The following is a 15,067-nucleotide window of genomic DNA, read 5'->3' on the forward strand; positions in this document are numbered from 1 at the left end:
TTGCTTACGCCTGCTGGTACATCACCGCACGCTTGACTTCCTCGATCAGTTGCGTGATCGGAATGTCGCGCGGGCAGGCTTCCGTGCAGTTGTAGGCGGTGCGGCAGCGCCAGACGCCCGTGTTCTGGTTCATGATGTTCAGGCGTTGCTCGGTGGCTTCATCGCGGGTGTCGAAGATGAAACGGTGTGCCTGGACAATCGCGGCGGGTCCCAGGTACGAGCCGTTGACCCAGAAGATCGGGCAAGAGGTGGTGCAGCACGCGCACAGGATGCAGTTGCTGGACTGGGCCATGCGCTCGGCCTCTTCCTCCGACTGGATGCGCTCGGCGGCGGGGGCCGGGGACTCGTTGATGAAGTAAGGCATGATGGCCTTGTAGGAGTCGAAGAACGGCTCCATATCCACCAGCAGGTCCTTTTCCACCTTCAGGCCGCGAATCGGCTCGATGGTGATGGTGCCGCCGTCCTTGGCCACGTCGCGCACCAGCGTCTTGCAGGCCAGTCGGTTGCGCCCGTTGATCAGCATGGCGTCGGAGCCGCAGATGCCGTGCATGCACGAACGCCGGAAGGTCAGGCTGTGGTCCTGATACCACTTGACCTCGTTGATCACGTCCAGCACGCGGTCTCCGGCCTGGGCGTCGATGGCATAGGTCTCCCAGTGGGCCTTGCGGTCCTTCTCGGGATCGAAGCGCAGAATCTTGACTTTGATGTGCAGCATCGGCAACGCCTGCTGGGCGGCGGCGGGCGCGGTGCTGGTTTCATGTTGGGTTTGAGTCATTTGCAGTCCTTTGAAGGGATGGAGAGCCAGAGCTTTGCAGCCATCCCTTCAGTCATAGATCAGTAGTCAGGTGTAGATCAGTAGACACGGGCTTTCGGCTCGAAGGCGCGGGGAAAGCCCTTCAAGGCCACGTCCTTGTAGCCGATCTGCACGTTGCCCGGCTTATCCAGGTCCTTGTAGGCCATGGTGTGCTTGAGCCAGTTCACGTCGTCGCGGCTGTGGTAATCGGCGCGGTCATGCGCCCCGCGCGATTCGGTGCGGTTCACGGCGCTGGCGGTCATCGCCTCGGCGCAGTCGAGCATGAAGCCCAGCTCCATCACCTCGATCAGCTCGGAGTTGTAACGCAGGCTGGTGTCGCCCACGTTGACGTCCTGATAGCGCGACTTCAGCTCCTTGATGATCTCGACCTGTTTTTCCATGTCGGGGCCGTTGCGGAAGATGCCGACGTTGTTCATCATCGACTCCTGCATTTCCTTGCGGATCAGGGCTGGGTTTTCCTTGCCGCTGCCGTTCTTCAGGCCGTCGAACAGGTCCCTGGTGCCGCTCTGGGGATCGTCGGGCAGATCGGGGAATTCGACCTGACGGGCGTACTGCGCCGCGTAGATTCCGGCGCGGCGGCCAAAGACCACCAGATCGCCCAGGCTGTTGGTGCCCAGCCGGTTCGCGCCATGCAGCGACACGCACGCCTGTTCGCCCGCCGCGTACAGCCCCTCGATGCTGCCGCCGTTGCCGTCGCTCAGGCACAGGCCGTTCAGATCGGTGGGAATGCCGCCCATCGCGTAGTGTGCCGTGGGCTGCACCGGCACCAGATCCTTGACCGGGTCCATGCCCAGGTAGGTGCGCGCCAGATCGGTGATCTCGGCCAGCTTGCCCTCGATGACCTCGCGTGGCAGGTGGGTCAGATCGATGTTGACGGCGTCGCCGTCGCGGCCCACGCCCCGGCCCTCGCGGATCTCGCTGATGATGCTGCGCGAAACGATGTCGCGCGGCGCGAGGTCTTTGATGGTGGGCGCGTAGCGTTCCATGAAGCGCTCACCGTCGCTGTTTCGCAGGATGCCGCCCTCACCGCGAATGCCCTCGGTGACCAGAATGCCCAGCTTGGCCAGACCAGTGGGGTGGAACTGGTAGAACTCCATGTCCTCCAGCGGCAGGCCCTTGCGGTAGTAGATGCTCATCAGGTCGCCGGTCAGCGTCAGCGCGTTGGACGTGATCTTGAAGATGCGCCCGTAGCCACCCGCCGCCAGAATCACGGCCTTAGCATGGAAGGTGTGGGTCTCGCCCGTCGCCAGTTCGTAGGCCACCACGCCCCGGCAGCGCCCGTCCTCGATCAGCAGATCGGTGACGTGGAACTCGTTGAAGAACTTGGTCCCTTCCTTGACGTTCTGCTGGTACAGCGTCTGGAGGATCATGTGGCCGGTGCGGTCCTTGGCGTAGCAACTGCGCTCGACGGCAGCCTTGCCGAATTCGCGGGTGTGGCCGCCGAACTTGCGCTGGGCGATCTTGCCGTCCGGGGTGCGCGAGAAAGGCAGACCCATGTGTTCCAGCTCGTACACGGCGTCGATGATGTCCTTGGAAAACACCTCGGCGGCGTCCTGATCGGCCAGATAATCGCCGCCCTTGACAGTGTCGAACATGTGCCATTCCCAGTGGTCCTCGGCGATGTTGCCCAGCGCCGCGCCGATCCCGCCCTGCGCCGCGCCGGTATGCGAGCGGGTGGGGTACAGCTTGGAGATACACGCCACCGAGACATTGCCCTTGGCCGCGTACAGGGCGGCCATCAGTCCCGCGCCGCCTGCGCCGATTACCAGTACGTCATAACGATGTTGCATGGTTGCTTACTTCCTTTGGCCTGCCCGGAAAGGGTCCAGGGCGGCCCGGTTAAAACCAGGTGAACAGAACTAGATGGAGAACAGCCCGATGGTGCCGAAGGCGAAGATCAGCCCCACCACGGTGTAGAACACGCCCTTGACCCAGGCCCGGTTGGGGCGGGTGCGGACATAGTCCTCAATGGAATAGCGCGCCCCGTTGCTGCCGTGCATCAGCGCCAGCGCCAGGATCAGCCAGTCGTAGAACTTCCAGGCCGGGTTGGCCAGTTTGCCCACCACCGCCGTGAAGGTGGCGTCGGACTCGGACACCTGAATAAAGGTCATGTAGATGTGGCCCAGCACCAGAAACACCAGGATCAGGCCGCTGATGCGCATGAAGATCCACCAGTTCAACTCGGCGTTGCTGTGGGACTGCGTCTTGGCGTCCATAAACGTTCTTGCGCGGATCATCTCAGTAGCCTCCGATCAGGCGCGGCAGCAGGGTCCAGGCGGCGTACAACCCGCTGATCAGGGTAATGAGCATCACGCCGTACCACATCTGGCGCTGGTAGGCCACGCCCGCCCCGGTAAAGTCCATCACGATGATTCGCAGACCGTTGAAGGCGTGATACACCACACCCGCCGTGATAAACACCAGCCCGACGCGAAATCCCGGCCAGTCGTAGGTCTCGTGAATCGCCATGTAAAACCGCTCACCGAACATGAACGAGCCGATGCTGAAGACGTGAATCAGCAGGTAAGCCAGGATTGCGATCCCCGACAGGCGGTGCAGCAAAAACGCCCATTGCCCCTCTCTTCCCTTGTACATTCGTTCCTCCCCAGGTTGCCCGTGGGCCTTTGAAACCTGCAACCCACAGCCCGGACTTCTGCTCGTCTCATATGTTAAGGCGGACATTTTGCCGTGTGGGTAACTAAACTGACCGTTTACTTCGGATGATTTTCAGCTCCCGCAGGATAACACCCGGCCCCGCAATTCACGTCCCGGCCCGGCCCTGTCGCGGCGGGCGTTCCTGTCACCGCGCGGGGAGCAACCCTCCGGCAAGGGCCGTTTTCCCAGTGGCGGCACACACGCGCTACTCTGGACCCCATGAGCGATGCCAATCCCTTCAAGACCCCCGAACAGGAGGCCGAATTCACGCGCAAGCTGGTGCTGGGCCTGCTGAGTACCCTGGAAACCAAGGGCCTGCTGAGTTCGCCGGAACTGGACTCAATCCTGCGCGCCGCCCGGCTGGCCGCCTATCCGGTGGCCCCGGCCCGCAACGCCGGTCCGGCTGGCCCCGGCACCCACTGGGTCAAGCCCGGCCAGCCGCCAAAGGAGATGGACCGCACCACCCCCATCGGTATTCCTGACGTGCGGGCAGGCGGAAAAGACGGCAAGGAAAACCCGTTGATGATCGATATGGAACTGGACTGAGCAAGGGTTAGGGAAGAAACAGAGTTCGATAACTGACAACCTGATGTTGACAGCATTCTGGACGGCATTTTTACCGTTTGAGCATTTGATCGCAGCTTGATAGGCAGTGGTCCGTGCAAAACGGATTCCGTCTGTAACGCGGCAGAAATCGGAACAGCACCGATTTCTGCACTCCACGCCTGGAACCCGTTTTTCTCCTGCTCACTTTGCTCGGATTTTCAGGTGTTTTCAACACCTTTCAATTGAGTCCGGGTAAGAAAACAATCCGAACCGCCAACTAAAGCGAGATTCTCATGCTCCGCAGCCATTCCAGGGCGATCAGGGTGTGGCCCACAGGCGTCGGATGCACCCGGTCATGCGCCCACATCTGCGGCGGCGTGACCTCGCAGGCGGCGTCGAAGGCGGATTGTAAATTCACCAGCGGCGCACCGAACTCGCCCGCCAGTTGCGCCACGATGGCCGCGTACTGCTCCACCATCACGCGCATGGGATCGGCGCGGTCTGGCTCGATCAGAAAGGGCGTGACCAGCACGATCCTGCTGCCCGCGTCGGCGGCGCGGCCCAGCAACTCGCGCAGGGTGGCGGCGTATTCATCGGCTGGCACGGCCTCGTCCGGCTGGGCATTGAACATGCGCCACACGTCATTCACGCCGATCTTGACGCTGAGCCAGTCGGGGCGCTCGGCCAGCGCGTCCCGCTCCCAGCGCTGCGCCAGATGCCGCACGGTGTCGCCGCTGACGCCCCGGTTCACCACCGTCAGATGCCGCTCGGGGTGGCGGGCCAGCAATAGCTCACGCACCCGCGATACGTAGCCTTCGCCGTACTCGCTGCCGCTGCCGGTGCGCCCCGCATCGGTGATGCTGTCTCCGATAAAGACGATCTTCTGGTCCGCTTTCAGTTCAGTATTCATATCAATTCCTCGCCGCCCAGCGCCGCCGCTCCCAGCAGCGCCGAGGCTTCAAAATGCGTCGTCAACTGGCAGGAGACGCCGGGCAGGGCCGCCTCTAAGGTGGGCTGAAAATGTTTCCAGGCCCGCGCCACGTTGCCGCCGAACACCACCGCGTCAGGGCGAAAGCGGCTGACCCAGGGGGCCAGGATACCGCCCAGATGCGTGCCGAGTTCCGCGTAGGCAGCCCGCGCCCGCGCGTCTCCAGCATCGGCCAGGGCGGCAATTCCGGCGGCGCTGGCGCTGTAGTCCTCCTGACCAGAGGACTGGTAGGCCCGCCTCACAGCCTGACCGGACGCGAAATCCTCGGCGATTCCACCGTGGTACGGGACATTCCACAGCTCGCCGTCCGGGGGAACGTCCGGGCCAGCCGTGACCACCTGCCCGCCCGCCACGAAGCCGGAGCCGAGGCCCGTTCCCAGCGTGACGCCGATGACCCGCCCGGTTCCCCGCGCCGCACCGCCCCACCACTCGCCCAGCGTGAACAAGTCCGCGTCGTTGCCGAACGCTACGGGTACTCCGTCCAGCACCGTTCCGGCCCAGCAGTCCTGCAAGCCATCCCGCACATTGACGCCGTGCAGGGCGGCGAATTTATGGGTCATCTGCGACACGCCCGCCGCGTGGTCAAAGGGGCTGGGAACGGCGATGCCGATGCGGGCGGGCGGCCCGTTTCCGGCAAGCGCCTCCAGTGCGGCAGCGGCCCAGGCGTTCAGCAGGGCGTCCGCACTGGCGTTTGGGTCAACAACGTGATGAACCTCGCCGGGGAGGACCGCACGGGTGTTCAGGTCCACCCGTGCGGCGGTGACGTGACCACCTCCAATATCCATAACCAATGCGTGCGTCAAGTCCGGCTCTCCAGCATCAGATCCAGCAGCGCCCTATCCACCTGATAGCCGCCGATTTCCTCATACACCACGCCGGGCCGCCCGTGGTTCACGATGCCGAACACGCCCTCGAACTCCCAAAGTGCGTAGCCCCAGCCGTACTCCTTGAACAGGCTGAACAGGTCTTTGAACCAGCGCAGGGCGACGTGCTGCGGCGTGTAAATGTAACAACCGAATTCCCCGATATGAACGGAGGTTCCGCCCGTCTGAACCTCGCGCCAGGGCTGATAGAAGTCGTGCAACGCCTCACGGTTCCAGACCTGACCCTCGTAGACGGTGCCGGGATATTCGGGGGCCGCGCCGGGGGTGTTCCAGCCGTCCCACCACGGCGCTCCCCAGTGGCTGACCGCGTAGGGCTGATAGGCCCGCCCGCTGTGCGTGACGCCCAGATGGGCCAGTTCCGGCATGGCGATGTTGCCGCCGTTCAGCCCGTCAATGACGATGGGGCGTGCCGGATCAACCGCGCGGATCGCCTCCGCCGTTCGGGTGATCAGCGCCGCGTGAATGTCGCGCGTCAGGCCCCGCGTGCCGATGTCGGGCGGCTCGTTGACCAGATCAAAGCTGAGGGCTTCAGCGCTGACGTCCTTGTAGCGCCGGGCAAAGGTTTCCCACAGGAAGACAAACCCGTCCTGCGCCACTTTGTCGGTCCATAAGTTGTCGCGTTCCAGCTCCTGCCCGTTGATGCAGTAGCCGGGGGCGCGGTGCAAGTTGAGACTCAGGTGAATGCCGCGCTCCTGGCAGGCGGCAAGGTAACGATCCAGGTATTCAAACACCGCCTCGTCGGGGTGCAGGTAGTCAAAATCCCGCGTCCAGAACTGGTAATTGGTGGGGATTCGCACGAAGTTGAAGCCGTACTGGGCCATGAAATCCAGCGCCTGTGCGTCGGGTTCTTTGGGCTGAGCGCCCTCCTCCCAGTGGTACATCCATTGAAAATTGAAGCCGTAGTAGGTCATGGTTCTCCTTGTTCAGTACGCCCAGATGCGCGGCAGAGGGCGCTCTATTTCCAGCAGCTTTTCCAGCAGCAATTTGCGGTGCTGTGCCACCAGTTCCGGTTGCTCGGCGGCCACGTCAAAGTATTCGTGCGGATCGTTCTGGAGGTCCCACAGCGCCTCGGTGCCGTTCTCGTGGATCAGGTAGCGGGCAGCAGGGGTTCGCAGATTCTTCCACCCGGCATATTCCATCAGCGCGGGCTTCTGGACGATGGGCCGCGCCGAATCGCGCAGGTGCGGGGCGAGGCTGTGGCCCTGCGCTTCGGGCGGCGTCTGGAGTCCGGCCAGTTCCAGCAGGGTGGGCAGCACGTCCACCGCCTCTACCAATTCGGTGACGCTGCGGCCCACCTCGCGGATTCCGGCGGGCCAGCGGATGATGAACGGCACGCGGGCCACCGAGTCGTCGCCGGGGTAGCCCTTGCCGTACTTCAAGTGTTCGCCCAGCCATTCGCCATGATCCGAGACGAACACGACGATGGTGTTCTCGCTGAGGCCCAGCGCTTCCAGCCTTGCCAGGATGACGCCCACATATTCATCCACCTCGCTGATCATGGCGTAATAACCGTGTTTGGCGCTTCGCAATTCCTCTGGCGAGCAGGCGTGATCGTAGCGCTCGGCCTGCAACTCCGGCGGGTAGGTGGGCGCGGTGAAGGTCTGCGGATCGTACAGGTCTAAAAAGCGCTGCGGCACCACCCAGGGCGCGTGCGGCGAGAAAAAGCTGGCGATGGCGAAGAAGGGCTGCCGGGCACTGGCCCCGTCCAGAAAATTCAGCGTCTGATCAGCCACGAAGGCGCTGTGGGTATAACGCTCGTCGCCGGGAAAGGGGGTTGCGCCGCCAAAGTCGTAGCGCTCTCCTGGCACCGGCTGCGGCACCATGTCGTCGATGCCCATCGTCACGTACCAGCGGTAGGCGGCGGGCGGCAACCCCACGCTGAGATGCTCAAGCTGCTGCGGGTCACGCGCCCGCACCCAGGCACGGTAGGCGTCCTCGTACACGCCCGGCTCGTCAGACACCAGCAGCGTGTCAAAGCCGTAGGGCGGGTGCGGGCGGCGGTGATCGCGGTTGGCGTGCGGCAGAAAGTGCAGCTTGCCGATATTGGCGGTGCGGTAGCCCGCCGCCCTCAGCAGATGCGGCAGCGTCACCAGGTCTTCCGGCACCGGCACGCCCATCTGCGTGATTCGCAGCGAGCTGGGATACTGCCCGCTCAGAAAGCTGACCCGCGAGGGCATACACAGCGGATGCTGCACGAAGAAATGGTCAAAGTTGACCCCCTCCCGCACCAGCGCATCCAGATTCGGCGTGATGGTTTCGCGGTTACCGTTGACGCTGAGGGTGTCCCAGCGCTGCTGATCGGTGTAGAAGAGAAGGATGTTGGGATTTTGCATGCGGGAGCCTCCGGGCGGGGTCAGGTCATCACGACAGGTTGAATGGTGTCGCCCTTAAATTCCAGCCTGTCAATGCACAGCACCCGCGCCCCCGGATCGGTATTGCCGATGACGCGGCGGTGGTAGACGATCAACCACTCGTCTGTGTCTGAAATTTGCAAATACCCGTGGTGGCCGGGGCCTTCCGCCAGCGGGGGCTGACTGCTCAGCACAGTGCCGCGAGACTCGAAGGGGCCGTAAGGGTTGTCGCTGACGCCGTAGGCCACGCTGTAGGTGCCGTCTATCCAGTCCCCCTGGGACCACATCAGGAAATACTGGCCGCCCTTTTTAATCAGGCAGGGCGCTTCAAAGTAGCCCTCCGGCGTGATGCCGCGCAGACTGCCGGGGACGATGCCAGTCATCTCGTCGTTCATCACGGCCAGATTGCAGTGCTTCCAGCCGCCGTAATACAGATACACCGTGCCGTCGTCGTCCTTGAAGAAGTGGGCATCTATCGGTTGCGCTCCGCCAATGAAGCGGTCAATCAGCGGCTGACCCGGCAGGCCGCGAAACGGTCCGGCAGGCGAATCCGAGACGGCGATTTCCAGCCCGCCCACCTCGTCATCCTTCTGAATGTCGTTGCTGGCGAAGACCAGGAAGTAGCGCCCGCCCTTTTCAATGATGGTGGGTGCCCAGACCGCCCGCCAGACCCACGGGAAATCGGCCATCTCAGTGATGCCCTCGTGTTTCTCCCAATGGATCAGATCGGCGGAGCTGAAGGCGTCCAGATTGAGCTGCCGGGTGTAATCGGTGGCCGAGCGGGTGGCGTAGATCCAGTATTTCCCTTCGTAGTAGCGGGCCTCTGGATCGGCGTAGAAGCCTGGGACGATGGGATTGGAGGGCAGGTTCATCTGGACGCCTCCGGGCCAGCCTGACTCAGCTCCAGATGCAGGGTGGCGGCGCAGCGCGGGAGCAGCTCCAGCGCGACAGCTCCAGCCGATACGGCCAGTTCCTCCCGCTTCACGCCGAACAGGTCACAGCGCCACGCTTTGCCGATGCTCAGGAGAGCCGGGGCGACACGGACGGTCTGCGTCTCGTCGCTGGCATTCAGCAGCGAGAGCAAACCGCCGCCGTCTGCGGCCTTGAATTGCGTGGTCAGAATCGGTGCATCTGGCAGATGCAGCAGCGTTCCGCTGGCGGGCAAGGGGGACGGCGTCACGCCCGGTTCCCCGAAATGCTGGGTCAGCGGCGCGGCGTGTTCGGTGTCCAGCCCGAACCGCTGGGCGCGGGTTTCATCAAACGGCCCGGCATACGGCTGGAGGCGATAACAGGCCGTGACCAGCCCCGGCTGCACGGGTTGGAAATTGGTTTCCCAGTAGTTGTTGGTGATCCAGCCGAGAAACGTGGGCCGCTCCAGCACAAATTCCGACTGGGCCTGACCGAAGTGAAAGTCGCCGAGCTGCACCATTGGATTCTCTGGCAGGGCGACAGTCATACCGCACTCGCCGTTGTTGAAATCGGCCCAGCCCTGCACGGTGAAATAGTCGCGGCAGACGCCCGGCAACTGATCCCGCCCCGGCACGACGGGTTGCCCCGCAATATTCAGGCGCACTGTCGCCCCACGCAACGCGAAGGGAAACAGCAGATAGGTGGCCTGCGGATGCGGGTCCTGGTTCATCTCCCACTCGGCCTCGCACTCTATCCAGTCGGCGTGGGCGGGCAGAAAGACGCGCTGGGCCAGCTTGCCCACGGTGGGATGCTCCAGCAATTGCTCCACGGCCACGCCCAACGGGGTGCGGTAAACCTGATGCGCGGTGACACGGCTGGGGCCGCTACGATGGGCGGCCCAGTCCGGTTGCCAGCCGCTCACGTCGGCGGCGGTGGGTGTCCAGTCCATCGCGTTGAGCAGGCGGCGCGGCCAGTCGTGAGCGCGGTCCGCCACCTCCTCGTGGACGAACCCATGCAAAGGGTGTCCGGCCCCGGAGTCCACCCACTCGTGCCCAAGTGCCTTGTCATGCAGGGAGATCACGCCGCCGCGCTCGGTATCAAATTTGAGGCGGTAACGCTCTGTCTCCACCTCCGCTTCTCCACTGATTGCCGCCGATTTCACGTTCAGTACGCTGCTTTTGGGAACAGTGGCATAACCGAAGGCTGGAACCTCGGTAGGCGGCAGCACCCAGCCCAGATTACCGCCGTGATGCACCGCGTTGCGGCCCGTCCAGAGGGAAGTGGGCGGCGTGTAATGGCCCTGAAAATGGCGGCTGGCGGTGGTGTCGGCAGCGTCGCCACGCGGGGTCAGGGTGTTGGCTGGAACCTGTCCGCTGATCGTTCGCGGCCACGGCAGCGGATTGAAGACCAGCAGCTCGTCGGGGCCACCCGCCACGAACTGCGTGAAGTCGGCCAGCGCGTCGCGCCCCAGCAGCAGGCTGAGGCTGCGGGCGGTGTAGGCGAGGCTGAGCTTATGGTTCTTCTGGGCCAGCGAATCGTCGGTTTCCGGCGTTCCCACCGCGCTGTCGGCCCCCCAGGTATGCTCGCCCCACAGGTTCAGATTGCGCCACGCCTCGTCCCTGTAGAGGCGGAAGGAACGCTCGGCCCACTGGGTTCTCAAGTGGGATTTCGGGGTTCCAGCAAAGCTCCGCAAAACGGCGTGGATGGCGTCGGCATCGGTCAGGCGAACCCGGTTGGCCCGGTCAATAGCCGTCTCGCGGGCAGTACTGATGCAGCCGAAATTCCAGTAGTCCGTCCAGTCGCCGCGCCAGATTTCAAGCGGTTCGGCATGTGATTTGACGGCATCCCAGAACATCCTCAGCGTCGCAATCACGATGTTTGGCCCGCGCCCACTGGCGTTCCATTTGCGGGCAAACCTTGCATAGGCCGGGTAGACGCTGGCGTTGTCGCCGTACAGGTGATCGCCCTGAATCATGACAAAGGGCAGCGGGTACTTCACGCTGTCCAGATGGGCCTGGAGGCGCGGCACCCAGGCCGCGAACGCCGTGTCGTCCATTTCCCCGATGCCGAATTCACGGGCGCGGGGGTAGGCCCAGCCGTTGAAAGTGGGCAGCGTTCGCCCGCTGGGGGCCTGCCACCCGAACACGGCGGGCCGGGGCGGAGCGCCGCCGAAGTGGGTGTTGATCGCCATAGAAAAGCCTTCAATTCCGGCGTCCAGCAGCACGTCGGCCAGAGGCCAGTTCTGCCCGTTCACGTCGCACTGCATAGCGTGGCGAATGTCCAGCCCGAAGTCGGAGCGCAGCCGTCCCGCCGCCCGCAAAGACTCGGCGTACTGGGCGCGGTTATACAGCGGCGTCACGTTGGCAAACATGGCCGCGACTTCCAGATGCCCACTTTTATCGGCGGCGACAAACCGCTCGATATCCCGCTCAGACGCCGTTTCCAGCCACTTTAAGACCGGAGCAGTCGTCTCGCATGTCCAGCGAAAATGGCTCTCGCTGGGGCCGTCCTGCATCCGCTCGATGGTGTTCAGGGCGTCGTCAATAAAACGAGCTTGCAACTCCCAGAAAATCGGCTGATCGGCGGTGAAGCCCACGTCGGTGTGGCTGTGGTGAACCAGATAAATGGTGTCCAGCTCAGGCATGTGGGGCGTCCTCGCCCGTGAAATCGTCCAGTTTCAGCCCCTCGGCCCGACTTGAGGACAGGGCCTGGGCAAAGGCGGCGTGGCCGTTCTCGCCCCATTTGACCTCAACGTGGCGCAGCGTCACCCCTGAAGCGCCGTCTACCAGAACGCCGTGGGTGGGACCGTCCATCAGGGTCTGGGCGGGCCGGAAATCTTGCTGCCCGATGGGATATGCGCCCTTCCAGACGTCCACCTCCACCCGCACGTTGTCCAGCACCACGTCCTGCACGTCGCCCGCGTCCTCGGAGTACAGGATGACGCCGTTCTCACCACGCGCCAGGATGTTCTGGAAGCGCAGGTGGCGGATGGGTCCCACGCCCGCCTCCCGGCTGCGCGGTGTGCAGGCCACGTAAATCGGCTCGCCGCGCCCCCACCAGTGATCGTCGTACAGCCGCGTTTCAATGGTCAGGCCCGTGAACAGCACATTTTCCACACCGCCGGGATCAACGCACTGCACGCCCACCCCCCGGTGAGAGTCGCGGATCACACTGTTGCTGAACACGATGTTGCGAACCGGACTCCAGCACTCGCTGCCGATCTTGAAGGCGCAACTGACGCTTTGCAGCACGCAGTTGGTCACCAGGATGTCCTCGCAGGCCCCGTAAACGGCGGTGGCCCGGCTGCACTTGAAACAGATGGCGTCGTCGCCCGCCACGACGTCGCAGTCACTGATTCGCACCCGTTTGCAGCGGTCAAGATCAATGCCGTCGTTGTTGGGAACCTTGGGATCGTTGTGCAGCCGCAAGCGGGAGATGTTCACGTCCTCGCAGCCGGTCAGGCGCAGCGTCCAGTACGCGCCGTCGCGGATGCTGATGCCCTCCACGTCCAGCCGCACGCAGCCGATCAGGTGCAGGGTGTAGGGCCGCGCCCGGTACTGGTCCTCGCCGGGGGGGCCGCGCATCTCGTAGATGGTGCCCAGATCGGTGTCCACAAAGGCGCGTCCGTGGCCGTCGATCACGCCGCCGCCCGTGATACTCAGGTCATGCGCCTCAAAGGCCGTGAGCCACGCGCGGCGCGACAGTTCGGTGTCGGTGTCGATCAGGCCGCCGCTGATAACGTCGCTGAAGTGTTCGGGCGAATAGTCGGCGTAATCGGGGCTGGCGAGCAGCGTCGCGCCGCGCTGCACCCGGAACTCGGTCTGGCCGCGCAATTGCAACGAGCCGCTGAGGTAGGTATGTCCAGCGGGCAGCAGCACTGTGCCGCCCCCCGCCGCATGGCAAGCGTCAATTGCGGCCTGAATGGCGGGGGCGTCGTTGGTCTGGCCGTCGCCGACTGCGCCGTAGGTGAGGACATCGTAAGTAGACATGGGGCCTCCAGCTTGAGAAGAATGGATTCTGGACATGGCAGCACGCAGAGTCGGCATCTCCCGTTCAGACGTCCGACTCTTCGCGTTGAGAACATCAGAGACGCCTGCGTTTACGGCGTGCGCGGCTCCCCGACAGGCACAATCTTGACCGCCAGATCCTTGTCAAATGACGGGGCGTTCAGCGTGACACTGCCGCCCTTGACAGCCACCGGAATGACGCTCAGCCAGACATTTTTCTGCGGGGCGTACCAGTAAGCGGTGTACGCGCCGTCGCTCAGGCCGTCCACTTTCACGGTGGCCTTGTAGCGAATGGGCATGTCGTATTTCCAGTCCGGCCCGGCCTTTTGCGCGATCAATGCCTTGGAATAAGCGGCATTGGCCTCGCCCGCGTCGTAGGTGCTGGAGCGCAGCCAGATCAGGGCGCGGGTTTTGCTCTGCAAGGTCAGGGCGGCGGCGTCGGGCGTGCCGACCTCGGCGTCCTGCCCGGTCATCAGGCCCAGATTCTCGCCCTTCAGGAAGTCGGCCAGCCCCTTGTACTGCGGCCACTGGTTCTGTGGGTCCACGAAGGTGTCCCACCACCAGTACATCCCGCTGCTGGCGTAGCCTGCAAAGGGTGCGGCCCAGATGGCGTTGTGAAAGTGAATCTCGTCGCGGATCAGCGGCTCGCCCGTCCCGTTGGCCGAATAACCCACCTCGGCCAGCAGCACCGGTTTGTTCGGCGCGGTCTCGATAAAAGATTCAATATCCCGGCGGCCCCACACCAGCGGATCGCGGCCCGCGTAATCGTGCTGCTGCGAGAAGTCAATTTCCGGCAGCTTCCACAGGTCAGACGTACCGCCGTAAGCGTAGCTGCTGCTGATCAGGTGGTTGTACGGGTCATAGCTCTTGAGAACCCCGGTCATCTCCTTGATCCACGGCTTCAGGTCCCCGTCGCTGATCGGCGTCCAGTTGACCTCGTTCCACCATTCCCAGGCAAACAGGTTGGGCTGGGCGGCGTAGCGGGCGGCGATGTACCGCAGCCGCCGCTTGAACAGGTCTCTGGCCTGCGGGTTGGTCACGAAGTCGCCGGGCAACTTCAGCGGGCCACCGTTGGCCGCGTTGTAGGGGTTGCTCGCCCATTCGGGGTTGACGGTGGTGCTGAACGCGCCGTGGTAGAGCAGCACCAGCTCAATGTTGACGCCGCGTTCGCGGGCCATTTCAAACATCTGCTCCAGCATCCATGCCTGGAGCTGCCGCCCGCCGTAATTGCCCAGGCCGGTGTCCTTGCCCTCCACCCCGAAGCCCCAATCGGCCATCCACACGCGGGCGATGGTGCCGCCGTTCTTGGACAGTTGGGTCAGCCAGCGCTCGTAGCTGTCCAGCGTGGAGCCGATGGTTCCCGGCTGCTCGCTGGCCCAGCCCAGGTTGAGGCCGATGGGGAAGTAAAACTGCTGGGTTTTGCCGTTGTCGTGCGCGAAATAACGCGGATTCTGCTTGTCAATCCGCACAAATCCCGGCGAGTCGGAGGCCGCCACGTTGAAGGTCAGCGGCGCACTCTTGAGGCCGGGCTTGGTGAAAGCCGCGCTGGCCGTCCATTTCCCCACCGAGGTGGGCGTGAAGCGCACCCGCCAGCCTGCGGTCCCCTTGGGCTTCAGCGTGGCGCGGTCAAAGTCCTGGTACCAGAACGCCGGAACGGTCATGGTCTTCCCGGCGGGGGAGGTAAAGCTCACGTCCAGTTGCGCCTGCGCGGGGTCATACGGGTTGGCGAAGGTGCCGTCCGTTGTCAGGGCCATATCCAGAGGCTCAAAGGTGCGGGCCGCCGCCGTGGGCGCAGTCAGGCTGAGTTTGGTGGGCGCTGTCCCGGTTTGCGCGGCGGCAAACACCGAGAGCGAAAGTCCCAGCGCCAGGAGACCGCGCCTCATCAACGCACCCTGATTCGTTTTAGAGCGGTC

Annotated in this window: 13 protein-coding genes; 1 reads left to right on the forward strand and 12 read right to left on the reverse strand. The window is 63.8% G+C overall.

The window, feature by feature from the left end:
- Positions 1–4 precede the first annotated feature (4 nt).
- The 4 genes from BOO71_RS09605 to sdhC form a co-directional block, all read right to left on the reverse strand.
- Positions 5–775, reverse strand: coding sequence for a succinate dehydrogenase iron-sulfur subunit (locus tag BOO71_RS09605; RefSeq protein ID WP_075831720.1), 771 nt, complete (start codon positions 773–775; stop codon positions 5–7).
- A 77-nt stretch (positions 776–852) separates the two neighbouring features.
- Positions 853–2,604 (reverse strand): succinate dehydrogenase flavoprotein subunit, encoded by a 1,752-nt coding sequence (gene sdhA, locus BOO71_RS09610; RefSeq protein ID WP_075831722.1) that lies wholly within the window; start codon positions 2,602–2,604, stop codon positions 853–855.
- A gap of 69 nt (positions 2,605–2,673) precedes the next feature.
- Positions 2,674–3,051, reverse strand: a complete 378-nt coding sequence (locus tag BOO71_RS09615) for a succinate dehydrogenase hydrophobic membrane anchor subunit (RefSeq protein ID WP_075831724.1) — start codon at positions 3,049–3,051, stop codon at positions 2,674–2,676.
- A 1-nt stretch (position 3,052) separates the two neighbouring features.
- A complete protein-coding gene (sdhC, locus tag BOO71_RS09620; protein WP_075831726.1) occupies positions 3,053–3,409 on the reverse strand; it encodes a succinate dehydrogenase, cytochrome b556 subunit in 357 nt (118 codons plus the stop codon).
- A gap of 279 nt (positions 3,410–3,688) precedes the next feature.
- On the opposite strand from sdhC, the gene BOO71_RS27775 reads away from it, so the two are divergent.
- Positions 3,689–4,015, forward strand: a complete 327-nt coding sequence (locus BOO71_RS27775) for a hypothetical protein (protein ID WP_075831728.1) — start codon at positions 3,689–3,691, stop codon at positions 4,013–4,015.
- A gap of 277 nt (positions 4,016–4,292) precedes the next feature.
- On the opposite strand, the gene BOO71_RS09630 is transcribed toward BOO71_RS27775, so the two are convergent.
- The 8 genes from BOO71_RS09630 to BOO71_RS09665 form a co-directional block, all read right to left on the reverse strand.
- Positions 4,293–4,925, reverse strand: a complete 633-nt coding sequence (locus BOO71_RS09630; RefSeq protein WP_075831730.1) for an SGNH/GDSL hydrolase family protein — start codon at positions 4,923–4,925, stop codon at positions 4,293–4,295.
- Entirely contained in the window at positions 4,922–5,806 is an 885-nt protein-coding gene (locus tag BOO71_RS09635) for an ROK family protein (RefSeq protein ID WP_254843107.1), read from the reverse strand. Before BOO71_RS09635 ends, BOO71_RS09630 begins: the two co-directional genes overlap by 4 nt.
- Complete coding sequence (locus tag BOO71_RS09640) at positions 5,803–6,798, reverse strand: glycoside hydrolase family 5 protein (RefSeq protein WP_075831734.1); 996 nt, start codon at positions 6,796–6,798, stop codon at positions 5,803–5,805. Before BOO71_RS09640 ends, BOO71_RS09635 begins: the two co-directional genes overlap by 4 nt.
- Positions 6,799–6,810: 12 nt before the next feature.
- Positions 6,811–8,220 (reverse strand): sulfatase family protein, encoded by a 1,410-nt coding sequence (locus BOO71_RS09645; protein ID WP_075831736.1) that lies wholly within the window; start codon positions 8,218–8,220, stop codon positions 6,811–6,813.
- A 20-nt stretch (positions 8,221–8,240) separates the two neighbouring features.
- The gene (locus BOO71_RS09650) at positions 8,241–9,110 is read right to left on the reverse strand and encodes a glycoside hydrolase family 43 protein (RefSeq protein WP_075831738.1); all 870 of its coding nucleotides are present in this window, start codon (positions 9,108–9,110) and stop codon (positions 8,241–8,243) included.
- Entirely contained in the window at positions 9,107–11,791 is a 2,685-nt protein-coding gene (locus BOO71_RS09655; RefSeq protein ID WP_075831740.1) for a hypothetical protein, read from the reverse strand. The genes BOO71_RS09650 and BOO71_RS09655 overlap by 4 nt, the downstream gene beginning before the upstream one ends.
- Positions 11,784–13,136: a glycoside hydrolase family 28 protein gene (locus BOO71_RS09660; protein WP_075831742.1), complete on the reverse strand. Its 1,353-nt coding sequence runs from the start codon at positions 13,134–13,136 to the stop codon at positions 11,784–11,786. Before BOO71_RS09660 ends, BOO71_RS09655 begins: the two co-directional genes overlap by 8 nt.
- Before the next feature lie 110 nt (positions 13,137–13,246).
- On the reverse strand, positions 13,247–15,037 hold the full coding sequence (locus BOO71_RS09665) for a DUF5060 domain-containing protein (protein WP_175607418.1): 1,791 nt from the start codon (positions 15,035–15,037) through the stop codon (positions 13,247–13,249).
- Positions 15,038–15,067: the final 30 nt, after the last annotated feature.

The organism is Deinococcus marmoris (assembly GCF_001949125.1).
In the GTDB taxonomy this organism is placed as follows: domain Bacteria; phylum Deinococcota; class Deinococci; order Deinococcales; family Deinococcaceae; genus Deinococcus; species Deinococcus marmoris_A.